The sequence below is a fragment of the Chryseobacterium lactis genome (assembly GCF_003815875.1).
Taxonomy (GTDB): Bacteria; Bacteroidota; Bacteroidia; order Flavobacteriales; family Weeksellaceae; genus Chryseobacterium; species Chryseobacterium lactis.
This window is the reverse complement of sequence record NZ_CP033924.1, coordinates 3,905,071-3,930,513: the sequence shown is the minus strand read 5'-3', so window position 1 is coordinate 3,930,513 and position 25,443 is coordinate 3,905,071. Positions and strand designations below refer to the sequence as shown.

Sequence of the window (25,443 nt, the reverse complement as noted above, 5' to 3'; positions counted from 1 at the left end):
ATAAATTATTTTTTTTAAAGCAGATAAATTAACCCTACTTAGTCAAATAAGTAGGGTTTTGTGTATTTTAACTGTTAATGATATCCTATTTTTTGGATGAAGTTTCTAAAAGCTTTAAACGTTCTTCGAAAATGGTCTGCTTGTGCAGTATTTCTAAATTAGTTTTTTTTAAGGCTTCATTTTCATTTTCTAAGACTTCTATTTTTTTTGCCAGTTCCTGAGTCGCAGAGATATTCAACATAGATAGAGCATCGTAATCTACAGTTCTCAGATCGGAGACTTCAGTACCATAAACAAAGATTTTCCCTTTAAGTTTTTTATTTGTCAGATTTACAGTGATACTGTTAGAGGTACTATTTTGTATTTCCACAGTGATTTCTCCTGTTTCATCATATATTTTAACAAATTGATCTTCTTTAGAAATAGCAATGGGCTTTTCAAAAGTAAAAACGGCCCCGTTTTGTTTTGCCAGTTGATAAATATTTGGAATAAAAGTCTTCACTCCACTTTTACTGACTGCCTGCGGATATACATTTTCTACCTCCTGGGCAATGACCTTTTTAAACTCCTTTCTGCCATACATCCCTTCATCTTTCATGCGATAATTGGTAATATTTAGCTTTTTTAAGGTTACCAAATCTTTTTCACTGTCTGATTTCCCTATGATACTTTTAATTCTTTCGTCGGAAAAAAGAGAAGTTTGTGCCACACTCAATTTTCCTACCGATATAATATTTCCGTCTGCATAAATAGAAGTGTTGGTATTAAAAGTACCAATATCATTGGTATAATTCGGATAAGTAGTTAATGTTCCGTCAACAGAACCTGAATCAGGGCTTATTCCATAATAGGTAAGACTTGACACGGGCAGAGGCCATACTCCAGTCTTTAGCCGGATGTCCAGTGGAAATTTTGGAGTATCGGTTCCAATACCAATGTTCCCGTTCTGATCAATATTGATTCTTCTGTTTCCGTCACCATCGGCAATGATGACATTATTAGAAAGGGAAGCCGGCAATCCGCTAACATTCGCTCCGATAATGGTATTTGATTTCCCGGAAACAAGCCCAGCCGCCGCCCGGAAACCAATGAATGTGTTATAATTATTTACGGTATTTAAACTATAGCCTGCAGATCCTCCGATTGCTGTATTTCCCCTTCCACCAGGAAGCTTACGGAAAGTATCTCCTCCTATTCCAATATTCTCATCCCCGGAAACAAGTTCCCTGATTGAGCTGGCTCCAATACCAACATTGCCTATTGTACTTTTAGCAGAAAAGAGTGAAAAATAGCCGTTTGCCACATTATTATTTCCGTCCAGATTCGAATACAAAGCCCGGTATCCATAGCCGGTATTCTGTATCCCAGATTTATTACTGCTCAATACATCTGAACCTATAGCCGTATTCATACTTCCCGTAGTATTGGAAATTAAATTATTAACGCCTACCGCAGTATTATTAAGCCCTATCGTATTAGCCGTTAAACTATTCACTCCAAAAATGGTATTCGTAGTATTTAATACACCAGACACAATATTATTTCTTTTAAAGATAACATCCACATTATCCGAAGTTCCTATATAATTAACACCGTTTACCATACCTGAGTTTCCGGTCAGGCTCCATCCTGTCATCACAATCGGTGTTAAATTATCCAGTACTTTTACCCATCGGGTCACAGCTGTATTCCAGTAATAATAGCCGGGAACAACATCATCTGCAGTAGCGGTATTGTAAATCATTAAAGAATTAGCCGGTGAAGGTATTGTCGTACTATCTGAACTTCCGGTCAGTGCAATTCTGGGAATTAGAAGACCTTTATTAAAACTCGCAACCTCTAACATAGAGGACGGATTAGGGGTTGTGGTGTTGATTCCCACCTGGGCGTGGAGATTGTTTTCAAAAAAAAGAAATAGCAGCAGCAGTGTGCATTTTTTCATGTTGTAGAGGTTAATGAATTCCTACAAAATCTTAAAAGTCATTTTGTAAGAGTATCAGGTTATCATTTTTATAAGCAATACAAAATTAGTAAAGCAAAATGAGATAGATAAGCTTTAATACTGCTCTTTTATAGAAATAAGGGGTAGTACGAATATATTCAGATAAGATTTTAATTAAAAAAAAACATCATGAATTCAAATGAAATGGTTCCAACTATTTTAAAGACACATTTGAAAACAACTCAAATTGGCGAATTTTTACAAAAAAAAGAATGATACATCAAATAATCTTGATTAATCATTCACCTTTTTAACCCTATTTTTGACAAAATTGTCAATTTAGATTTTTTCTAAACAAATGTTTGATTAAGTTTTTAACTAACTATAAATCAAATAAATAAATTAAAAATAAATATAATAAGGACCGTTTTTTTTATTGATTTTAATCATAAAAAATATTTTTGGCAAGTAATTTGAAAGATACTCTGCGTTCAACAGAAATGTGAACAGTAGTAAAATTTAAAATTAAGAAAGAGTAAAATTTAAAAATTAGAGTTATGAAAAAGTTAATTTTAGGATTGGCAGTAACTGCAGGTACGCTGGCATTTGCTCAGCAGACACCTTCAAGAGTAAGTTCAGCAACATTTGGGGTAAAAGGAGGAATGAACGTATCTTCCCTTTCTAACGGAGCTGATTTAAGTGATTCAAAATCTAAGATTGGTTTCAATGCAGGTGTATTTGCCAATATCCCGCTAGCTAGTTCATTTAGTGTACAGCCGGAGGTTATTTATAATGACTTAGGATCAAAAGTAACAAGAGAATATTCAGCATTGGGTAATACCTATAAAAGCGAATATTCAAGAAACCTTGGATATGTAGCAGTACCGGTAATGTTCCAGTATAACGCAACTCCGGAGTTTTTCCTTGAAGCAGGACCTGAATTTGGATTTTTGGTAAGTGCTAATGATAAGTTCAAAAGTTCTACCAATAATAATACAAGCTCTCAGATTGCTAGTCTTAACAAAGATGACTTCAAAACCTTCAACTTCGGTATTGGTATTGGTGCAGGATATTACTTCACTCAAAACTTAGGAATTACTGCAAGATATACGGCCGGTCTTACTGATATTTATAAAAACAATTCAGGAGATGCTGTAAAGAATAATGTATTCCAGGTAGGTTTAGCTTATAAATTTAAATAAGCACATCTTCATATCATTTAACAAATTTTGTATTCAATAAAAGGTCAGATTATATTTTAATCTGACCTTTTTTATATATAAGCTGTAGTAATTTAAACTGAAAATTATTACCACTTGCCCAGTTAATTGATTTAATACATTGTAAAGAGATGCTCATTATTAACAAATTATTAAATTAATTCATTTTTGGCACACTATTTGCCAATAAACAAAATGTTAAATAAAACTTAAAAACTATTAAATAAAAACTTATGAAAAAGATTCTTTTAGGCCTAGCACTTGTAGCAGGTACTTTCTCTTTCGCACAAAAGACTTCAACAAATACAGCATCTTCTTCTCCAGTTAGATTTGGATTAAAAGCTGGACTTAACATTTCTACTGTTTCTAACATGGATGCAAATTCAAAAGCTGGATTTTATGGTGGAGCATTCGCAAACATTCCGGTAGCTCAGGATTTCTCTGTACAACCAGAGGTATTGTACAGCGGAATGGGAGCTAAAGATAAATCTAACAGCAGTAACAAATTGAATTTAGATTATATCGCTGTACCGGTAATGTTCCAGTACAACGCGCTTCCTAACCTATATTTAGAAGCTGGTCCTCAATTCGGGTTCTTGATAAGTGCTAAAGCAAAAAATAATTCTGGATCTGTAGATGTAAAAGACAATCTTAAAACTTTTGATTTTGGTCTTGGTCTTGGTGCTGGTTATTACTTTACTCAAAACATTGGAGTTAATGTAAGATACGTTGCAGGATTAACTGATATCGCTAAGAATAGAATCGGAGGTGATTCTTCTAAAAACGGAGTATTCCAGGTTGGATTAGCTTACAAATTCTAAGCGTAATCTGATAACAAATTTTATAGCAATACAAGCCAGATTATAATGTAATCTGGCTTTTTTGTATATTAATTTTCTCAATTGAAATTTTTGGCAAGGAATTTGCCTCTTATGTACCGATTGTATCACTCCACAGCACTCCCAACTTGCACTTTCTGTATTTTTTATGAGATGTAGTTGATTTATTTCAATGATTATTTCAGAATCCTGATCAATCGGCTAATCCATGTTTTAATGAAAGAATTGCACTAAAGAGTTGGTGAGAATACACAGGTATGATTGCTGTGATTATTTTAAAATACATTTTGATTTCAATAGAAAAAGTCAGGTTTACTTGTTTAAGCCTGACTTTTTCGCTTTTACATATGATTTTTATCAAAATTTATATTTTGGCTGTAATTTTGCTGCGGTATGAAAATTAAATAAACTTTTTAATCATGAAGAAATTATTTTTGGGACTGGCAATCGCCGGAAACCTTTTTGTAAATGCTCAGGAAAGCACAAATACACAAGAAAAAAACAAACCATCCTCCCCTATTACTTTTGGAGTTAAAGCTGGATTTAATGCTTCTATGTACAATTCTGTATCAGATAATTATGGTGTTGATAACAATGAAAAGTTAAAACCTGGTTTTAATGCGGGTATATTTGTACATATTCCTGTAGCCGAAAAATTCAGTATTCAGCCTGAACTTCTTTTCAGTCAATTGGGTTCGAAAACCAAGGAGCGATACAGACACTACTCAAACGGATATGGCTTTGTCAGTGATGTAGATTATAAAAGCAACTTAAACTATCTTGTCCTTCCTGTTATGGTTCAATATAATATTCTTCCTCAATTATATGTGGAAGCAGGTCCTGAGTTCGGATTACTGCTGGGAGGAAGAATAAAAGGAGATCAAAAATCTACTGAAATATCGGGAAATAATTCATTTTCATATGCTGACCATTTTTCGAATAAAATTGAAAAAGACTTCTACCATACTTTCAATTTTGGAGTAGGTATTGGTGCCGGATATTATTTTACCCAAAATCTCGCTGCAACAGCAAGATTTACTGCCGGGCTAACAGGTATTTATAAGAATAGCCAATCAGATAATAAAGTAAGAAATAATGCATTTCAAATTGGGTTAGCTTATCAATTCAGATAGAAAAATGAAGTCATTAAAGATAAAAGGTGCATATTAAAATATCTGCCTTTTTTATTTGACAGCAGTGAGTTCTTATCAAAAAAAACAATTCCCATTTTATTAAAAATTAACATTGTGTTTATTTTTATTCATTATAAATCTCATGATATTTATAAAAAAGAATCAATTTAAATTATAAACATAAAACTGTATTTACTTGTAAATTGTTTCAAAAAAAATAGCATTTACAATATTTTATTTCATAAAAAAAGATTAAAAGTATAAAAAAAGCAAACATAAAAACCACCACAGATGCCCTTTGTAAAAGGATTTTTCAACTTTGGCAAGCAATTTGCAAAATAATTCAAGTCTGATTGAAAAATCGGAAAACTACAAATAGTAAAAAATTAAAAAATAAAATTATGAAGAAGTTATTTTTAGGATTAGCATTAACTGCTGGTACATTAGCTTTCGCTCAAGAAACAACAAAAACAGTAAATGCATCTCCACTAAAAAGTGATGTTCAACCGATTAGATTTGGTATCAAAGCAGGAGGAAACTCAGCGTATATCAGCGAGCAGAAATTTGGAATCAATTCTCAAAAAATCGGTTTTCATGCTGGGGTATTTGTAAATATTCCAATTTCTAAACAATTTAGCTTCCAACCAGAAGTATTGTATAACCAAATGGGTGCAAGAGACGTTGTCTCTTCAATGGATGTTCCTACTGCAACTGGTAGAATAAAAACTGAAGTACAGGATAAATTAACAATGAACTATATCTCTGTTCCGTTAATGGTACAAATGAGACCTTTCGAAAAGTTCTATATTGAAGCTGGTCCTGAATTCAGCTACTTTATCAACGGTAAAGAGAAAGGTGAAACTACTGTAACAACTACAGCATCTGGTGTAACTAACACTACAAAAACATCTCACTCTCAAGATATCAACAAAGACGATATCAATAAATTCAACTTTGGTTTAGGCCTTGGTTTAGGATATGACATCACACCTAATATCGGTATTAATGCAAGATATGTTAATAGCTTAACAAACATCAATAAAGAAAGAGCTGCAGGTGAAAATCCATACAATAACAGAGTATTTCAGTTAGGATTAAACTATAAGTTCTAATAAAAAAGAAACCAATTTTTTAACTCCCCATGTGGATTTTCTGCATGGTATAAAATAGCCGGAAGAATTTCTTCCGGCTATTTATTTTATTCAAAAATTCGTGGATCATCGCTGATGACCCCATCAATTCCCATATTTTTCAACTCTTTGAGTCTTTCTTTAGTGTTCACAGTCCATGGGATAACTTTCATGCCTAAAGCATGGCATTCCCGCAGTAATTCAGGGGTAACAAGATTATGTTCCGGGCTATAGATGGTTGGCGTAAAACTTAGAAATTTCATATCTCCTGCTACTCCATTCAAATGATCGGGATAAAGCTTAAATTTCTCTACGGGTATATTTTTAAAGTAAGCCTGCTGCTGTGCCATTTTTTTATCATCTACCTTTTCTACCAGTAAGGCTGTCATTATTTTAGGATATTCCTTATGAACGATTTCAAGTGTTCGGGGATCAAAAGACTGGATAATAACACGATCCTGAATCCCTTTTTCTATAATAATTTTCATCATCAAATCCACAAATTCTTTAGGTTCCGGATGGAAGATATTATCTGAAAAAGGACGGGTTTTTGTTTCTATATTATAATAAGGCAATGGTCTTTTCAACTCGCGGGCATAGCTTTCACATGCATCTATTATATCTGAGAAAAGGGGTTTCTGAACTTTCATTTTCTTCTGATCCGGATAATTGGCAAGCTTCTTTAAGCCTACGTCAAATGTCTTGATTTTTGAGTAAGACATATCATATATTTTGTAATAAAACCCGGAATCTTTTGGAATATAAGTTCCGTCAGGTTTCATAACCAATTCGGGAGAAAGAAAGGCATCATGGGACAGAATTACTTTCTTGTCTTTTGTTATTGCCAGATCCATTTCTAACGTGGTAACATTCATTTTCAGGGCATTCTTCATCGCCGGAATGGTATTTTCAGGATACAGAGATTTTCCGCCACGATGAGCTTGTTTATCGAAAGACTGAGCTGAATAAAACTGAGTACACACAAGAAAAATACTTGCCAGAAATGCGTTCTTCATAACCTTTAATTTTAATCTTATAAAATTAAAATTTACCTGTGAACGATATAATACTGGAATATTAAGCTTTTGATATATTTATATTACCTTATTAACTCTTGAAATTTTGAGAAAGTAGGTAAAGCTTTCCTCACATCCCAGAGGAATTTGATATCAATGGTTATTACCGCATGAATCATTCAGTTAAAGTGTAACCACAATTTTTCCTGCAGTACGTCGGGTTTCTACTTGTAAATGCGCTTCGGCCATAGATGTAAAAGGATAGGTTTCAGCGATATGAGGCTTTATGATACCTTTAGACATTAAATCGGCTAGTGCTCTCAGGTCATCTCCATTACACTGCATTCCCCATAAAGACAATTTCACCTTTTTACTTTCTGCTTCCATTTTCAAATCATCATTGGCAAGTCCTAAAATTGAAATAATTGTACCACCCGGTTTAGTTACATCAATCGAATGCGCCAAAGTTTCTCCGCCAATCGTATCAAAAACAAAGTCAACATCTTTAACTTTATCCCAAAAATTTTCGGTTTGATAATCAATATGTTTATCGGCTCCGAGAGACAAAACAAAATCACGATTTTTTGCTGAAGACGTTGCAATGACCTCGGCACCAAAATATTTGGCGATTTGCACGGCAAAATGTCCAACTCCGCCCGAAGCACCGTGAATAAGGATTTTGTCACCTTTTTTGATATTCATTCCGTGAACTAATGGCTGCCAGGCAGTTAAACCGGCCATCGGCGCCGCAGCGGCTTCTTCAAAAGAAATATTGCCTGATTTACGAGCCAACAATTCTATATTCACGGCGACAAATTCCGCATAACCACGGGCATTTTGTAAAAGTGCAAAAACAGCATCATCCATCTCAAATCCATCGGTATTCTGAGCTTTTTCAACAATTTCACCTGAGATATCCCAACCAATTATTGCAGGTCTCTCTTCACCGAACATAGCCGTGATAAATGTATTTGAATTGCGATAAAGCGTATCTGCCGGATTTATACCTATAGCTTTTACCTTAATTAAAACTTCCCCACTTTTTAAAATAGGTTTTTGCGCCTCACCCAGTACAAGTTTATCAGGTCCTCCGGCTTCGTATAATAAGTACGCTTTCATATGTATATTTTTATCCCTTACAAATTACAGAATTTTTAAATTTTACAATAGAAAATTAATTCTCAGTGGATATTTTATTTATTTTTGGTTTGCCTCCATAATGACATAATATAACAAAAAGAGCCAGGCAATATACCTGGCTACTCATTTTTATGTAAGAAATATTAATTGAATAATTCTACCTCCTCTCCTTTTCCTACCGGATATTCTTCCGTAAAACAGCCGAAACAGTGATTAGACGAACCTAAAATCTCTTTTAGGTTATCTATGCTTAAAAACTCTAAAGAATCTACTCCTAAATAGTTTCTAAGTTGTTCTGTAGACATATTTGCCGAAATCAGATCATCCTTTGAAGGGGTATCAATTCCTAAATAACAAGGAGCAATAATTGGTGGAGAAACACTTCTGAAGTGAATCTCTTTTACTCCTGCGTCTTTTAGAATTTTAACCAATCTCTTGGAAGTTGTTCCACGAACGATAGAGTCATCAATAATAACCACCCTTTTATCTTTCATTTCAGAAATAATAGGATTCAATTTTAGATTTACTACTCTTTCTCTCATTTCCTGAGTCGGAACAATAAAACTTCTACCAATATATCTGTTTTTAATCAATACAGGACGGAAAGGTATTCCTGAAGCTTTTGAGAAACCAATTGCAGCCGGAACTCCCGAATCCGGAACTCCGATTACCAGATCAGCGTCTACAGGAGCCTGTTCCCAGATTTTCTCCCCTGATTTTTCTCTGATCTCATAAACATTGATATTTTCTAAAGTAGAGTCAGGTCTTGCAAAATAAATATACTCAAAAGAGCAGATTCTTTGCTTACCTTTTGCTCCATCCATCATATAAGATTGAAGCTTTCCAGGTTCATTTTCACTGGTATAAATGATTTCTCCGGGAAGAATATCACGTACATATTGTGCACCCACAGCATCTAATGCCACAGATTCTGAAGCAACTACGTAAGATCTCTCATCAATAGCCCCCAACACCAATGGTCGAATTCCATTGAAATCTCTGAAAGCGAAGAATTTGTTTCTGGTCATCCCTACCACAGAATAAGCTCCTTCAATTTTTTCCATGGTTGCCTTAATGGCACCACGAAGTCCTAAATCAAGGTTTTTCTGGATCAGTCTCAGGATCACCTCAGAATCAGAAGTCGCTCTGAAAACCACGCCTTCAGCTTCCAGTTCTGCTTTTAATTCTTTTGCATTGGTAAGGTTACCATTGTGTGCTATAGAAAGTATAATCTGGTCATATTCGTTTTTTGCGAAAAATGGCTGGAAATTATATTTCTTTTTATCTCCTGCAGTCGTATAACGGGTATGTCCGATTGCAGAATTTCCCATAAAAGTTTCAGGTTCCTGAATGTCTTTATACACATCTAAAACCAGTCCTTCATCTTTCATATTGGTAATCCTACCGTCTTTTAAAACGGAAATACCACAAGCTTCCTGTCCTCTGTGCTGTAATGCAAAAAGGCCAAACTGTGAAAGAGAGAATGTATCCAGATCATTATCCGAATACAATCCGAAGATCCCACATTCCTCGTTCGGAGCATCTAATCTTTCCTCTTCCTGAGTTCTGAAAAGATTCCTTCCGTAAATCTGGTTTTCAAACTGTTTTAAATATTCACTTTTATGAATGTCTAAACTTTTCATTTCTATTTTTTCTAATGATTAGAAGTTAGATATTAGATGTTAGAAATTAGTCTAAGTTAACTTCAAGTTTTAATTTTGTTTTTACTAACAAATTGTTTATCAGAGCAAATAATTCTCTGGAGTCTTATTTCTTCAAAAGAGTTTTAAGACGGTTGTAGATCTCAACATACGCCTCAGTTACTTCTCCTAAATCTCTTCTGAATCTGTCTTTATCAAGCTTCTTCATGGTATCTTTATCCCAAAGTCTGCAAGTATCCGGAGAAATCTCGTCAGCTAAGATAATCTCACCGTCAGAAGTTTTTCCTAATTCGATTTTGAAGTCTACTAAAATAATATTCATCTTATCAAACAAATCGATAAGAATTTCGTTGATATCAGACGTTAATTCATACATCTCATCAAGTTCTTCATACGTAGCAGCACCTAAGAAAACGGCATGGTGATCATTGATAAGCGGATCTCCCAATTCATCTTTTTTGTAGCAGATATCAAAGATCGTTACCGGGGATTTAATCCCTTCTTCAACGCCTAATCTTTGTGCCATACTTCCTGCAGAGTAATTTCTTACCACCATTTCCAAAGGAATGATTGATACTTTTTTTACCAGCTGCTCTCTTTCGTCTAATTGTTTGATGAAATGAGTTTTGATTCCTTTTTCATTTAAATATTCAAAAATAAGAGTAGTGATCGCATTGTTCATTTCCCCTTTCAGATCAACCTGACCTTTCTTTTGAGCGTTAAATGCTGTAGCATCGTCTTTGAAACGTACTACTACTTCATCAGGATTATCGGTAGCAAATACTTGTTTCGCTTTCCCTTCGTACAACATTTCTTTCTTTTGACTCATAATTTTACTTTCTAAATTGTAGTTAGATTTATTGATTTATTTTATTATTATTCCTGTTAAGACAGCCAGTCCAAAACTCAGCAGGGTACCAATTAGTACATATTCTGTAAGCTTTCTCTGTTTTGCCTGTGCAAGGTCACTGAATCTGAAAACAGATTTGGCAGCCACCATGAAACCTACGCCCTCCCAATGATTCACCATAATAAAGGTGAAAACCAGCAGACGTTCTAAAATTCCGATATATTTTCCGGCACTTGATAAAGATTCGGTTTGGATAGAATTGGGGCCATCCGGAGCCGGTGTCCATGATGACAATAGTATTTTGATAAAGATAGAAGCCGGCGTCGTTAAAAACAAAGCTGCCATTACTATTTTTAAAAATTCCTGATTTTGTAAAAAGCTGAAATCAAACTCCCGGAAATAAAAAGAAATTCCCAGAATGACCAATACATGTAATGCCTGATCTATAAAAAACCATCTTTTCTTAGTTTTCACAGTTTGAAAACTAAGCTTAGTTGCATCAATAATGAAGTGAGAAACCCCTATTAAAGCAGCCACCCACCAAAGCCGGATATCCCAAAGAAAAATAAAGCTTAAAATAGTGTGAATCAGAACATGCAAGTACAAAAACTTACTTTTCAGTTTATGGTTTTCCTTATCTGCAACCCAAGAGTTTGGCTGAAGAACAAAATCTCCGAGTAGATGTGCCAATATGAGTTTAATAAAGATCATGCTTATAGTTCTGCGATTTTCTTTCTAAAGTACTGGTTAGTTTCAACAATGAGCTCATAGTTGGCTCGTTTCAGCCTCTGGCTTACAGAAGACTGTGAAATAGCAAATTTCCTGGCAAGATCTTCCTGTGTGAGATCCTGGTTCATGATCATTTCGTGAATGATTTCGGCGGTAGCCATCGTCCAGTTGTCAAAATCTTTAGAGGACCATTTCAAGAGAATATTCAGGTCCCGGTCAACAGAATCACTGGAAGTTTTAATAGCAACCGTGTGGCCGTCACTCTTCAGATCATTCAATAATCTTCCGGAGTTGACGTAGGCAGTACCATTAGATTCGGTGATCTTTTCAGATGAAAAGCTTTCTTCACCTATGCCGATGGCCATTCTTACATCTAAATTTTCCTGACTTTTAATAAGAGATTTTATGGCTAGAAAATGCCAGAAAACATCATCGATATTACATTTGAACTGAAACTCATCACCCCTGTAGATTTCCCATGTATGAGGAGCGCTTCCCCAATTTTCGAGAAGATTTTTAAGTCTGGTGATCCAAACTTCAGTATCTGCATGTTGTGAATTTATAATATCACCGGTAATGACCGCTATCATACTGCAAATATAAGCATAATTACTTATAAATAAAAAATATAAGCAGAAACACTTATAGATATTAATTATTAGTGAATCTGCTTATATCGATTATATCGTAAGCATAAGGTTTTTAAAGCCTTAAACAAAATCCTGAAATTATAGAAAATTAGAAAAAGTCTTTTTTCTAATATCAGATCATTTTAATCAAGAAAAGTCGCAATCTACTTTTTAATAAACTGCTGCACTTTGTCATCCAGCCTTAACAGATACGTTCCCGTAGGAATTCCCTGTACCGAAATATTTTTCTTATTTCGGAACGGATCTTTCTCCGTATAGATTATTTTTCCTGAGAAATCCAACACCTGAGCTGTCTTCACCTTCTCAATATCTCCGCTTACATAAATGTTTTCATAAACAGGGTTCGGGTAGATCTTAAATTCTTTATTTGAAGCAATAAGTTCTGCTGTTGACAATGTCCCCAGGTTCTGACAGTAATTAGATGGGTAAGAATCCCATTCACTGATGCTAAATGTAGTATTTGGATTGTTTGTGCTTCCCTTTCTGTATAAAGAAACATTTCCATTTGTATTGGCTACATATTTGGTTCCGATAGCATCCACAGTCACAAATTCATTATAAGCAAGCTCTACATAATTGTCTCCTTTGAAAGTCATAGGATCTGAAGCTGTTACAAATTTTGCCTGGCTATTGGTATAACATGACAATGTGGATTTAGGATTCAGAATAACGAAAGTTTCATTATTGCCTACTTTACCTTCCAGCTCATAGGTATCCGCCCTATAGTAATTGCCTTGAGAATTCTTAAGCAGAATATTGATTCTATAGTCATTCAGGTTAACCTCATGGCCTGTCCTGTTGGTGATTTCGAGGGCGTTATTGTTAACTACCAAATTGTTGGTTCCTGAAATATACTTGGTGATCATCAAATCCTTAGCATAAGAATCTGATGCAATTGTAGAAGCCGTTACGGTATTGCTGAAAGGAGATTCCAGATAGCCTTTATCGTAAGCTTTTACCGTAAAAGTATACGTGGTAGACGGATCTAAGTGATCTATACTTATAGATGTGCTTTTAGTCGTTGCAACAGGAGTAGCTGCACCATTCATATAAATTCTGTATCCTAAAACATCCGTTTCCGGTGAGGCAGTCCAGTTCAGATTAACGAAATAGGCATTTTGCTGAGTCGAAATCAATGATCCTGGTGCGCTAGGCGCTATGGCGTCCGGAGTTTCCGACCAGATCATATTTACCCATTCAGGATGATCTATAAACGGATTTCTGTTGTTCTGTATCGCAAATATGGCATTATTCCTGTCAATTTCCCTTTGTGAAACAGGATCTGCCGCACTCCACTGCTTCAGCATCTCAATATAAGGAAGGTCAATCGCTCTTTCTTCCGTCCCATCAAGCGGACACTGATCTGTTGTAGGGTTTATATTTGCAGATGTAGTGTATGCCGTATTAAATGAACCTAATTTACCTTCATATCTTACAGCAAAATACAATAAAGATCTTGCAACATCTCCTTTGAATTCATCAATAGGCTCATACACTCTTCCTACATAAGGATAATTAGGAATTGCTGCCTTAGATATTTTCGAAGTATTAGTAAAAGTATAATAATTAGTAGTACCTGCTATACCGTAAGGATAGTTGCTTCTTAGCTGATTGATTCTGGCATCAGCAGGTATAATAAAATTCAAATCCGAAAACATAGGATAATCACTGATTGTCTTCTTCTTATTTGCTTCATACCAAATAGTGGTAAATGTACTCTGCGGCATCATATGTTCCTTATTGTATCCGGTACCTTCAGCACTTCCCCCGCCTAACTGACTGGTGACATATTCATATGCATCCGGTCCGGTGGGGATTTCGGAATAGATATCAAGTAAATACTCTGTATTCGTTGCATCATGATCGTAATATTTATCAAGATCCGTCTGAGTATAAAAAAGCTGGATACCGTCATAATGCCAGCTGATATTCTTTTCAGAGATAATATCATGAATCTTAGATTTCAGTGCATAGCCTGTAAGTCCTGCTGTTCCATTATAATATCCGGCAGGAGCCTGCGCGGAAAAATAAGTGGAAATCAAAATAATAGGAAGTAGAATTTTTTTCATGCCTTAAAAATTGGGGGACTAAATTAGCAAAATAAAATACGCAAAGGAGTGAATATTTTATTAACAAACCATTAAATATTAGAATATAAAAAATTGAAAATTAAAACTTTTCACCTTAAAACATTACGAGTGAAATAATTTTTTTAGCATTCCGTCAATTTAATTATCTTTGGGAACTAACTATTATCTATATGAATACAGAGACTATTGACAACATCAAAATGATAGCGGAGACAGCTAGAGAATTTGCAGAGAAGAATATCCGTCCGAATATTATGGAATGGGATGAGAGCCAAACATTTCCAAAAGACCTATTCCACCAGTTGGGAGAAATGGGTTTTATGGGGGTCGTAGTTCCTGAACAATATGGAGGTTCCGGCTTAGGCTATCATGAGTATGTTACGATCCTTGATGAGATTTCTCAGGTTGACCCGTCTATTGGTCTTTCTGTAGCAGCTCACAACTCTCTTTGCACCAATCATATTTATGAATTCGGAAACGAAGAACAGAGAAACAGATGGCTTCCTCAACTGGCTTCCGGAAAAGTAATCGGAGCATGGGGATTAACAGAACATAATACAGGTTCAGATTCAGGAGGGATGTCTACTACTGCGGTAAAAGACGGTGATGACTGGATCATTAGCGGTGCTAAAAACTTTATTACTCACGCGATCTCAGGAGATATTGCCGTGGTAATGACAAGAACAGGAGAAAAAGGAGCTAAGAACAATTCAACAGCATTTGTTTTAGAAAAAGGAATGCCTGGCTTTACTTCCGGAAAGAAAGAAAACAAATTAGGAATGCGTGCTTCTGAAACGGCAGAATTAATTTTTGACAATGTACGCGTACCGGATTCTCACCGGTTAGGAGAGGTTGGAGAAGGCTTCAAACAAGCTATGAAAATTTTGGACGGAGGTAGAATTTCTATCGCTGCCTTGAGTTTAGGTACTGCAAGAGGAGCTTACAAAGCTGCTTTAAAATATGCTAAAGAAAGACACCAGTTCGGAAAATCAATTTCTGAATTCCAGGCGATCAACTTTATGTTGGCTGATATGGCTACAGAAATCGATGCTGCAGAACTTCTTATCCAAAGAGCATCTACCCTGAAAAATGCAAAGCAGAAAATGACAAAAGAAGGAGCTATGGCAAAATTATATGCGTCTGAAGCTTGTGTAAGAATTGCCAATAATGCTGTTCAGATCTTCGGAGGATACGGATATACAAAAGATTTCCCTGCTGAAAAATACTATAGAGACTCTAAGCTTTGTACTATTGGAGAGGGAACTTCTGAAATCCAAAGATTGGTGATCGGAAGAGATATTACAAAATAATTTTAATCCCGATACAAATGATTAAACAGGCACTTTTAGGTGAATTTCTGCATGAAGCAGAGAACACGAGAAAAATTTTAAAAGCAATTCCTGACAGCGCTTTAGACTGGAAACCGTCCGAAAAGAACTGGACGACCGCTCAGCTGGCCTCTCATATTGCAGAAGTTTACAACTGGTATGCACCCACTTTCAATCAGGATACGTTTGATATGGAGAAGTATGAGTATGACAAAGGAGATATTTCAAAAGCTGAAAATATTCTCTTAAAATTTGAAGAAAATGTAGCCAAAGCACAAAAAGTGCTGGAAGATTCTGATGAAAGCACCTACTTCAACGAATGGAAAATGGAAATGAACGGAAATACCCTTTTCCCTCCTTCCCCAAAAGTTCAGGTAGTAAGAGGCTTCCTTTGTAATCATTTGTACCACCACAGGGGCGAGCTGGTGGTCTACTTAAGATCAACAGGAAATAAAGTTCCGGGACTTTATGGTCCTACTGCGGATGATAAAATGTAATTAAATATTACTTTATACATAAGGCTGTTTCAAATTGAAACAGCTTTTTTTTATTCAATTTCAGGAACAAATTACTTCTACACGAGCCAATAAGGTTTATCAAATATTATTTGTTAATTTTTAAATAATTCGCAAAAACTATTGTCTCATTTGTATAAATTAATAAAAATTTACATTAATTTTCTTTTTTTTCAAATTAAAATTCAATTAGACTAATCCACTTTTCTTTTATTAATAAGCTTTTTCAATTATACACAATGTATTGCATAATATTTTAAACCAAAAGTCTAAATTTTCCTTAAAAAATTTTGTTTTTCGTAATATAATTTTTATTAGCTTTGATATTCCACAACCAAAACAAGTATTTAATATGAAAAAACAATTAACTCTGATTGGAATGCTCCTCATCACGGGTGTTTCTTTCGCGCAGACTGATCGTCTTTGGTCTGAGAGCTCCAAAAAAACCTCATCGGAGATCTTTGAAAACAAATCCAGCATCATGAATCCTAAGGTTTACAGCCTAAACATCAACGGATTGAAAAATGCTCTGGCTAAGGCTCCAAAAAGACTGGCAGTCGGCGAAAAATCAGAACTCATTATTTCTTTTCCTAATTCTGACGGCAGAATGGAAAATTTTAAAGTGAGGGAAAATTCCAACTTTGCTCCGGAATTAGCAGCAAAATATCCGGATATCAAATCTTATGTAGGAGAAGGTCTTGACGACCCCAATTCTACCGTTTATTTCAGCGTCTCACCACTTGGCTTATCTTCCATGGAAATCTATGGTGACAAATCAGCAGTCTTCATAGAACCTTATTCAAAAGACCTTTCTACGTATGTGGTTTACAAAAAATCAGACAAGAAAGAAAGCCTCAACAAATTTGAATGTACTGTAGTTGACGCAGCTCAAAAAGGAATAAGCAATTCAGCTCTTGCTGCAAGACCTAATGCTGATGATGCCAAATTAAGAACTTTCAGACTGGCACTTTCCTGTACAGGAGAATACACTGCTTATTTCGGCGGAACCAAAGCTCAGGCTTTAGCCGCTATGAACACCACAATGACCCGTGTAAATGGTGTTTTTGAAAAAGATTTTGCCGCCAGAATGGTTCTGATTGCTAATAATGACGCCGTTATTTACACTAACGCTTCTACGGATCCATATTCTGCAGCATCAGGGATGAGCAGCTGGAACTCCCAGCTTCAAAGCACTCTGACTTCAGTTATCGGTGAAGCTAATTATGATATCGGACACTTATTCGGAGCATCCGGAGGTGGCGGAAACGCCGGTTGTATCGGATGTATCTGTACAAACGGCTCTAAAGGAAGTGGTTATACGTCTCCCGCAGACGCCATTCCGTCAGGAGATAATTTTGACATTGATTATGTAGCTCACGAAATGGGCCACCAATTTGGCGGAAACCATACCTTCTCAATGAATAATGAAGGAACAGGAGCCAATATGGAACCTGGATCAGGATCCACGATTATGGGATATGCCGGAATTACCAGCCAGGATGTTCAACCTCATTCTGATGCATTCTTCCATGCCATCAGTATTCAACAGATTACCAATAATATTAAAGCAAAAACCTGCTCTGTTAATACCAATACAGGAAATTCAATTCCTACTGCTAATGCAGGTGCAGACTATACAATTCCAAAAGGAACTCCATTTGTACTGACCGGAACAGGAACTGATGCTGACGGAGATTCTTTAACCTATATCTGGGAGCAGATGGACAATGCTTCCTCCTCTCAAACGGGAGCAAGCTCTGCGGCAAGTGCTACAAAAGCATCGGGACCGAACTTCAGATCGTGGGTTCCTACAGCGTCTCCAGCAAGATATTTCCCAAGAATGGCTTCTATTTTAACGGGAGCAACGACTACAGCTGGTTCAGAAATCACTGTTGAAGCTCTTTCTTCAGTGGCCAGAACATTAAATTTCAGATTTACCGTTCGTGATAATAAAGCGGGAGGTTCAGGAAATAATTCAGACGATGCCGTAGTTACAGTGAACAGCACTGCAGGACCATTTGTTGTTACTTCACAAAATTCAGCAACAACATATGCCGGAGGAAGTTCTCAAACTGTTACCTGGGATGTAGCCGGAACTACAGCAAACGGAGTAAATACCGCCAATGTAGACATTCTGTGGTCAACAGACAGCGGAAATACATGGACTACTCTATTGGCAGGAACTCCGAATGATGGATCACAAGCCGTAACAATTCCAAATGCTACAACGACAACAGGAAGAATTATGGTGAAAGGAGCCAATCATATTTTCTTTGATGTTAACAATGCCAATATTTCTGTCAATGCAGGATCCGGAACTCCTGACACGGTAGCACCAACAGCACCTACCCTTGCTGCTTCCGGAACAACTTCCAGCAGCACAAATCTTTCATGGTCCGGGGCAACAGATAATGTAGGAGTTACAGGATATGATGTATATCAGGGAGCTTCTCTGGTAGGATCTACAGCATCCACAACATACACAGTAACATCATTAAGCCCGTCTACAACGTATTCTTTCTCAGTTAAAGCTAAAGATGCAGCAGGCAACACTTCTACTTCCAGCAATACGGTAAATGTTACCACTCTTTCAGGAGGAACCGTTACTTATTGTTCCGCATCAGCGTCTAACACTGCTGACGAGAGAATCGGAAACGTGAAATTCGGAACAATCAATAATACTTCAACAGGAACAGCAGGATATGAAAACTTCACTTCTATTTCTACCAATGTAACCAGAGGAAGTGCTTATACCCTATCCATCACTCCTGTCTGGACTTCTACTGTTTACAGTGAGGCATATGCTGTATATATCGATTACAATGGTAATGGAAGTTTTGCTGACAGCGGAGAATTAGTATGGTCAAAAGCCGGCTCTACAACAACTCCTGTTACGGGATCAATCACTATTCCTTCAACAGCAACTATCGGTTCAACAAGAATGAGAGTGATGATGAAATACAGCTCTATCCCAACATCATCATGTGAAGCATATACCTATGGACAGGTAGAAGATTATACCCTTAATATCGTTTCTTCAGGAAGAGGAGATCTTTCCAATACAAAAGATCTGATCACTGATATTAAGCTATACCCTAACCCTGTAAAAGATATATTATATATTTCAAATACGACATCTGAAGATTATAAGATCTTCGATATGGGTGGAAAACTAATTGACTCAGGAAAACTTCAAAGAGGTTCTGTGAATGTAAACAACCTTATCAAAGGTGCTTATATGATTCAGATCGGTGAGACCACAAAAAGATTCGTTAAGAATTAACTTTCTAAAATCAAAACGATGTGCAAGACTGTCCCTATTCAGGGGCAGTTTTGTTTTTTTTAAATGAAATGGTAGAATTTCAGCGTTTTAAGTAGAGGCCCCTTTTTTTAATCACATTTTAAAATTTCTTTTCTTAAAACGCCTTCCTTCTTTTTATTTTTTACTAGCTTTGGGGGACACAAATGAAATTCACACCTACATGAAAAAACAATTATTGATGACAGGAATGCTTGTATTGTCAGGTATCTCTTTTGCTCAGACAAATCGTTTATGGACCAGAGGCTCGCAAAAAACACTTTCACCTATTTTTGAAAATACGTCAGGCATTGATCAGCCCAAAATTTATAAACTGAATATCAAAGGATTGAAAGACCTTTTAGCAAGAACTTCCAAGAGATCGTCAACTACTGATAAATCAGACATAATCATTTCTTTTCCAACTTCTACAGGTAAAATGGAAGATTTCAGGGTTACTGAAAATTCAAATCTTATGCCTGAGTTAGAGGCTAAATATCCGGATATCAAATCTTACATTGGTGAAAGCCTTGACCATAATACGTCAAGAATATATTTCAGCATTTCTTCATTAGGACTTTCTTCAATGGAGCTTTACAATGATAAATCGGCTGTTTTTATTGAACCTTACACGAAAGACTTATCTTCTTATGTTGTTTATAAAAAATCTGATAAAAAAGGACTTTTAAATACATTCGAATGCACTGTACTTGAATCTGCTCAAAAGGGTTCATCCCCTGCCACGACAGCTAAAAATGCCAATGACTCTACTTTAAGAACATTCAGGTTGGCACTTTCGTGTACGGGAGAATATGCTTCTTATTTCGGAGGCACAAAAGCACAGGCCCTTGCGGCAATGAACAATACTTTGACCAGAGTAAACGGTATTTTTGAAAATGAATTTGCAGCCAGGATGGTTCTTATCCCGAATAATGATGAAATTATTTACACCAATGCTTCTTCAGATCCTTATTCACCTTCAGGACAGATGAATAACTGGAATCTCCAGCTTATGAATACATTGAGTTCAACGATTGGCAATGCAAATTTTGATATCGGTCATGTGTTCGGAAGAGATGGCGGTGGCGGAAATGCAGGGTGTATAGGATGCATTTGCAGTGACGATATGTCCACCTATGTCTACCAGGGAGTTACTTATCCTAATGCTTATAAAGGGAGTGGTTACACTTCGCCATCTAACGGCATCCCGTCCGGAGATACTTTTGACATTGATTTTGTAACTCATGAAATGGGTCATCAGTTTGGAGGAAACCACACCTGGTCATATACCACACAGCCGGATTTAAAACCTGTAGAACCCGGTTCAGGTTCCACTATTATGGGATATGCGGGAATAACAAATTATGATGTGCAAAAGAATTCCGATCCGTTTTTTCATGCGTTGAGTATTGAGCAAATCACTCATACCATCAAATCGGCCACATGTTCCGTAAATACTCCGACTGGTAATTCTATTCCGACAGCCAATGCAGGGCCGGACTATACTATTCCAAAGAGTACTCCGTTTATGCTAACCGGAACCGGAACTGATGCTGACGGAGATTCATTAACTTATATCTGGGAACAAATGGATAAAGGGACATCTTCCCAAACAGGGAGTAATTCTGCAGCAATCACTACGAAAACTGCAGGTCCGATATTCAGATCGTGGACTCCAAATACTTCTCCGGTCAGATATTTTCCAAAGATGTCTTCTGTTCTTGCGGGTTCTGCTACAACTGCGGGATACGAAATAGATGTAGAAGCTTTACCTTCGGTTGCAAGAGTATTAAACTTCAGATTTACCGTCCGGGATAACAGAGCCAATGGTGGCGGAAATAATTCGGATGATACAAAATTAACGGTTAATGACGCTGCAGGCCCATTTACTGTTACTTCCCAAAATAATGCCGTTTCTTACATTGGAGGAAGCTCTCAAATGATCACCTGGAACGTGGCTGGAACGACATCCAACGGGATTAATGCTGCGAACGTTGATATTCTTTGGTCTATCGATAATGGAAATATCTGGACAACTTTGCTGGCCAGAACTCCCAATGACGGTATGCAGGCTGTTACGATTCCTGATACTGCAACAAGTTCAGGAAGAATAATGGTTAAAGGAACAGATCATATTTTTTTCAATATTAATCAATCAAATATCTCAGTAACGTCGTCCGGTGATCCTAATATCCCTACTCCAAAAAAGGGATCAACAGATATGAATCTTTATCCTAATCCGGTAAAAGATATCCTAACAATTACAAACACGAATACTGAAGATTACAAAATATATGACATGTCGGGCAAGCTCGTTAATACAGGATCACTTCGAAATGGAACTGTAAGCGTAAGCCAGCTTACCAACGGCACATACCTCATCCAGGTTGGGGAGTTCAGAAAGAAATTTATCAAATATTAGCGATACAAAAATATTCATCAAGCAGGCTGCCTTTTAAAAGGTGGCTTTTTTTATAATTAACTGATTTTAAAATACCTATCTATTTACAATTAATTCTCATTTTTTGACAACCTATTTTTATTAAAAATATTTATGGTTAAAAATTAATCAATAATAATCTATTTATTTAAAATATACTATAATTTAATTTTTTTGATTTAAATTTATCGCACAATATCATTGTTATATTGTATCGTTTTCCCTCGTTTGTATTAAAGGAGCTCAGACCGTTTCTTCTATCGGCGATCTTATGAGTTGCTTATTTGGGCTAAACAGTCATCGTGGAAAGACTTTTTAGAGTCACCCCATTTACCATTTCCAATTAAAAATCATATAAAAGACTCTGAAACCGGTTTTCAGAGCACTATTATGTTTATATCAATTTATGATCATACAGATCTCAATTAATTTTTAAATCATTAAAACTTTTACCTATGAAACATTTATTTAAGTACTTCTTTCTTGCCGCAATGGCCTTCATCTCAGTAGCGTGTGGCCCCGACAGCTATGAGGACATCAACACAAGCCCGGTTAAAATCGTATATTTTAAAAATGCGGATGATTTTGCGTTAACCTATGACCCAAAGGGAACGACAGATCAAAATACAAGAAATCTGGCGTTTGACTTATACAAACAAGGGAACTGGAATGAATTGGAAAAGCTTTTTAAAGCAAACAATTTAAACGGAGGCTGGCCCCCGGCAAACGGCGGATATAATATCGTTGATGAAGTCCCTATCGTGGCCGGACAAAAATTCGACAGGTATAGCGGAGCTGTTGGTGCTTACAATGGTAGCGGTGTTCCTACTTTGGGTGGAAGCTTTACAAGCCCGATTATCAACGGATATGTTTATACTTTCACACAGAGAGCGTTAAATCAGCCTGAAAATTCATATGATTTTTATTATGAAATCGATGTATTAAATAATTTACTAAATTTCAAGTCTCAAACAGCTGATATTATTCCCTGGTTTGGTCAGGCCGGTAATGGCAAACAGACCATGTGGAAAATCCCGATTGATATGGCAACAGGCTACCCGAAGACCTGGAATAAATTAGCTGAAGAAGGATATATAAAAGTGACCATTAAAAAAAGTCCAAGCGGAAAATATAATAACCTGATAGGCACCGTTATTCAGCCTTAAACAAAATAAAATGTATTCAATCTCAAAAAAAATAAGTCTCGGCAAAAAAGCTCTAGTTGCCAAAAGTGTTTTCAAAAATGACGAAACCACACCTTCTGCCAAAACACAATTCATATGCTGTGACTGCAGTCATGAAAATGCAGTGGAAATAGAACCTTACCAATCCGGCTTTCCTATTTTTCAACTGTATGACGGTGATCGTATCCTTTCTAAAAATGAATTATTAAAAAACGACACCGTCACTGAAACATCACAAAGAATGCAGCATTTTGGAGAATTAACGGTAGATGATCTGCCTACTTTATATTTTGGTACTGCCTGTAAAACCTGCCATTCAAAATATATTTGTGTGTTCGGGTACGGAGAAAAACAACCTGGGCTAACGGTTCTTACAATTTCCGGTATCTGGAAATATAAAGAGTTGGAATAATACAATTTGAATACTACATTTTAAATTCTAAAAAACAAAATCCACAGCATCATGTTGTGGATTTTCACTACATATCAAAGTTTATATATTTTATGCTTGAATATCTACGTCTCATTTGATTGCTTTAAATTAATCCCAATCTTAGCCTCAGTTGCTACATTTTACCCCGTACATTTCACATTTTACAAATCGTTTTCTATCTTTGTCATAAATAAAAAAATTCATGGATAAAATTGATAGTTTGAACCAAGTAGCAGAATTCCATACTACTTTCAAAGCCCCTATTTTAGATACCCCACAAATTCCTTCTCCGGAAAGATGCAACCTTAGAGTAGAGCTTCTTCAGGAAGAATTAAACGAATTGAAGCAAGCTATTGCTGACAATAATATTGTGGAAATTGCTGATGCACTTTGTGATCTTCAATATGTTTTAAGTGGTGCTGTACTTGAATTCGGACTTGGCAACAAATTTGTAGAACTATTCAACGAAGTTCAGCGTTCCAATATGTCGAAAGCATGTGATAATGAAGATCAGGCCAAGGAAACCGTTGAATTCTATAAGGAAAAGGAAGTAGAATCTTTTTATGAGAAGTCAGGAGAAAAATTCAATGTGTACAGACAGGCTGATCATAAGGTATTAAAAAACAAATACTACTCTCCTGCTGATTTAAAATCAATCATCGAAAAATAAATATGAAGAAATTTATTACCCGTATTGTTGCCGCTTCAAGTCTTCTTTTTGCCGCTCAGCAACTGAGTGCTCAGAAAGTAGTCATTAATCGTGAGGTTGACTCTCAAAAGGATGGCAAAATGCTGTTAGGACATCAATCCAAAGGGCAATTTTTAAAAGCACCCTATGCTGACTGGTATGTAAAAGAGCATGATGAATATGCTCTTGATCAGAAAGCAATCAGTGAACTGAAAAAGGAAAGAATAGGATCATATGATATTATTGTTTTTATGGGAACATGGTGCGAAGACAGCCACAGAGACTTTCCGAGATTAATGAAAATTTTAGAAGAAGTAAGCTATCCGGATAGTAAACTTACCATTATTGCTGTTAACCGTAAAAAAGAATCGCCTAGCGGAGATGAAGGGCTGTACAATATTCAGAAAGTTCCAACAATTATTCTAAAAAGATATACTAAGGAAGTTGGAAGGATTGTAGAAATGCCTACTTCAGGATATATCGAAAGAGATATGGTTGAAATTTTGAAAAAGAACGACTCATCAGTAATCAAAGAAATCTTTAAATAGACTTGAGAAATAATAAAGTTATCCTATCATTTATAGCCGGTGCAGGAGCAGTATTGCTTTTGTTTTTTGGTGTGAAATCCTGTTTTAATCTTGGCGGAAAAACGGAAAAATCAGATTATTATATTCTGACCAACCAGATTTCCAAAATGAATAAGATGGTAGTGATGGAACAGAATACGTCCAGCATGCAGAAGACCAAAATGGGCTATGAAGTTTTCGGGAACGAAGTGTCCAGCAACAGTATCATTACCTATACAAAAACCAATGCACAGGTTTCGTATGATCTTAATAAAATGAAGATCGAGGTAGATTCCATCAACAAAAAACTGGTTATCACTGAGCTTCCCGATGCAGATATAAGAATTACACCCAGCGTTGAAATTCAGTCTCTGGATGATTCTTTTTTTAACAGAATTTCGGAGAAAGACATTAAAAGCGTAACGGAGAAAGCTAAAGATGCTGCAGTAAAATCTATTGATCAAAATCAGCTAAGAAGTGAAGGACGTAAACAATTAATGGAAAACCTTGATAATATTTTCGTTTTGGCAAAGGCTTTGAATTATAAGATAGAAGATAAGACCGGAAAGATCGGTATTCTCGGACTCTAAA

The 25,443-nt window shown here is 36.1% G+C and carries 21 protein-coding genes; 13 read left to right on the top strand and 8 right to left on the bottom strand.

What is annotated here, in order from left to right; genetic code table 11:
• Nucleotides 1-85: 85 nt before the first annotated feature.
• Nucleotides 86-1,942 (bottom strand): tail fiber domain-containing protein, encoded by a 1,857-nt coding sequence (locus EG342_RS17435; RefSeq protein WP_103292531.1) that lies wholly within the window; start codon nt 1,940-1,942, stop codon nt 86-88.
• 557 nt (nt 1,943-2,499) lie between these two features.
• Between EG342_RS17435 and EG342_RS17430 the strand changes: the two genes are divergently transcribed.
• The 4 genes from EG342_RS17430 (at nt 2,500) to EG342_RS17415 (ending at nt 6,246) form a co-directional block, all read left to right on the top strand.
• Complete coding sequence (locus tag EG342_RS17430; RefSeq protein ID WP_103292532.1) at nt 2,500-3,144, top strand: porin family protein; 645 nt, start codon at nt 2,500-2,502, stop codon at nt 3,142-3,144.
• 251 nt (nt 3,145-3,395) lie between these two features.
• Nucleotides 3,396-3,983 (top strand): porin family protein, encoded by a 588-nt coding sequence (locus EG342_RS17425; RefSeq protein WP_103292533.1) that lies wholly within the window; start codon nt 3,396-3,398, stop codon nt 3,981-3,983.
• A 437-nt stretch (nt 3,984-4,420) separates the two neighbouring features.
• Complete coding sequence (locus EG342_RS17420) at nt 4,421-5,134, top strand: porin family protein (RefSeq protein WP_103292534.1); 714 nt, start codon at nt 4,421-4,423, stop codon at nt 5,132-5,134.
• 401 nt (nt 5,135-5,535) lie between these two features.
• Nucleotides 5,536-6,246 carry a porin family protein gene (locus EG342_RS17415; protein WP_103292675.1) on the top strand — a complete coding sequence of 237 codons (711 nt, stop codon included), beginning with the start codon at nt 5,536-5,538 and terminating at the stop codon, nt 6,244-6,246.
• A gap of 86 nt (nt 6,247-6,332) precedes the next feature.
• On the opposite strand, the gene EG342_RS17410 is transcribed toward EG342_RS17415, so the two are convergent.
• The 7 genes from EG342_RS17410 to EG342_RS17380 all read right to left on the bottom strand — a co-directional run bounded on the left by EG342_RS17410 (nt 6,333) and on the right by EG342_RS17380 (nt 14,379).
• On the bottom strand, nt 6,333-7,280 hold the full coding sequence (locus EG342_RS17410) for a glycerophosphodiester phosphodiesterase family protein (RefSeq protein ID WP_103292535.1): 948 nt from the start codon (nt 7,278-7,280) through the stop codon (nt 6,333-6,335).
• A gap of 183 nt (nt 7,281-7,463) precedes the next feature.
• Nucleotides 7,464-8,399: an NADP-dependent oxidoreductase gene (locus EG342_RS17405; protein WP_103292536.1), complete on the bottom strand. Its 936-nt coding sequence runs from the start codon at nt 8,397-8,399 to the stop codon at nt 7,464-7,466.
• 164 nt (nt 8,400-8,563) lie between these two features.
• On the bottom strand, nt 8,564-10,063 hold the full coding sequence (purF, locus tag EG342_RS17400) for an amidophosphoribosyltransferase (protein WP_103292537.1): 1,500 nt from the start codon (nt 10,061-10,063) through the stop codon (nt 8,564-8,566).
• A 124-nt stretch (nt 10,064-10,187) separates the two neighbouring features.
• Nucleotides 10,188-10,910, bottom strand: a complete 723-nt coding sequence (gene purC, locus EG342_RS17395; protein ID WP_103292538.1) for a phosphoribosylaminoimidazolesuccinocarboxamide synthase — start codon at nt 10,908-10,910, stop codon at nt 10,188-10,190.
• A 36-nt stretch (nt 10,911-10,946) separates the two neighbouring features.
• Nucleotides 10,947-11,642 (bottom strand): DUF3307 domain-containing protein, encoded by a 696-nt coding sequence (locus EG342_RS17390; RefSeq protein ID WP_103292539.1) that lies wholly within the window; start codon nt 11,640-11,642, stop codon nt 10,947-10,949.
• A gap of 2 nt (nt 11,643-11,644) precedes the next feature.
• Nucleotides 11,645-12,250, bottom strand: coding sequence for a SatD family protein (locus EG342_RS17385; RefSeq protein ID WP_103292540.1), 606 nt, complete (start codon nt 12,248-12,250; stop codon nt 11,645-11,647).
• A 203-nt stretch (nt 12,251-12,453) separates the two neighbouring features.
• Nucleotides 12,454-14,379, bottom strand: a complete 1,926-nt coding sequence (locus EG342_RS17380; RefSeq protein WP_103292541.1) for an endonuclease — start codon at nt 14,377-14,379, stop codon at nt 12,454-12,456.
• Between the two features lie 191 nt (nt 14,380-14,570).
• Here EG342_RS17380 and EG342_RS17375 point away from each other — a divergent pair, with 191 nt between their 5' ends.
• From EG342_RS17375 to EG342_RS17335, 9 genes are all read left to right on the top strand, one after another.
• Nucleotides 14,571-15,710, top strand: coding sequence for an acyl-CoA dehydrogenase family protein (locus tag EG342_RS17375; RefSeq protein ID WP_103292542.1), 1,140 nt, complete (start codon nt 14,571-14,573; stop codon nt 15,708-15,710).
• Nucleotides 15,711-15,727: 17 nt separating this feature from the next.
• Complete coding sequence (locus tag EG342_RS17370) at nt 15,728-16,225, top strand: DinB family protein (protein WP_103292543.1); 498 nt, start codon at nt 15,728-15,730, stop codon at nt 16,223-16,225.
• Between the two features lie 370 nt (nt 16,226-16,595).
• Nucleotides 16,596-19,526 (top strand): reprolysin-like metallopeptidase, encoded by a 2,931-nt coding sequence (locus EG342_RS17365; protein ID WP_103292544.1) that lies wholly within the window; start codon nt 16,596-16,598, stop codon nt 19,524-19,526.
• Nucleotides 19,527-19,725: 199 nt separating this feature from the next.
• A complete protein-coding gene (locus EG342_RS17360) occupies nt 19,726-21,963 on the top strand; it encodes a zinc-dependent metalloprotease (protein WP_103292545.1) in 2,238 nt (745 codons plus the stop codon).
• Between the two features lie 473 nt (nt 21,964-22,436).
• Nucleotides 22,437-23,147: a glycohydrolase toxin TNT-related protein gene (locus tag EG342_RS17355; RefSeq protein WP_103292546.1), complete on the top strand. Its 711-nt coding sequence runs from the start codon at nt 22,437-22,439 to the stop codon at nt 23,145-23,147.
• Between the two features lie 10 nt (nt 23,148-23,157).
• On the top strand, nt 23,158-23,577 hold the full coding sequence (locus tag EG342_RS17350) for a hypothetical protein (protein ID WP_103292547.1): 420 nt from the start codon (nt 23,158-23,160) through the stop codon (nt 23,575-23,577).
• A 223-nt stretch (nt 23,578-23,800) separates the two neighbouring features.
• Entirely contained in the window at nt 23,801-24,268 is a 468-nt protein-coding gene (locus tag EG342_RS17345; protein WP_103292548.1) for a pyrophosphohydrolase domain-containing protein, read from the top strand.
• Between the two features lie 2 nt (nt 24,269-24,270).
• Complete coding sequence (locus EG342_RS17340; protein ID WP_103292549.1) at nt 24,271-24,834, top strand: thioredoxin family protein; 564 nt, start codon at nt 24,271-24,273, stop codon at nt 24,832-24,834.
• A 2-nt stretch (nt 24,835-24,836) separates the two neighbouring features.
• Nucleotides 24,837-25,442 carry a DUF4230 domain-containing protein gene (locus tag EG342_RS17335; protein WP_103292550.1) on the top strand — a complete coding sequence of 202 codons (606 nt, stop codon included), beginning with the start codon at nt 24,837-24,839 and terminating at the stop codon, nt 25,440-25,442.
• Nucleotide 25,443: the final 1 nt, after the last annotated feature.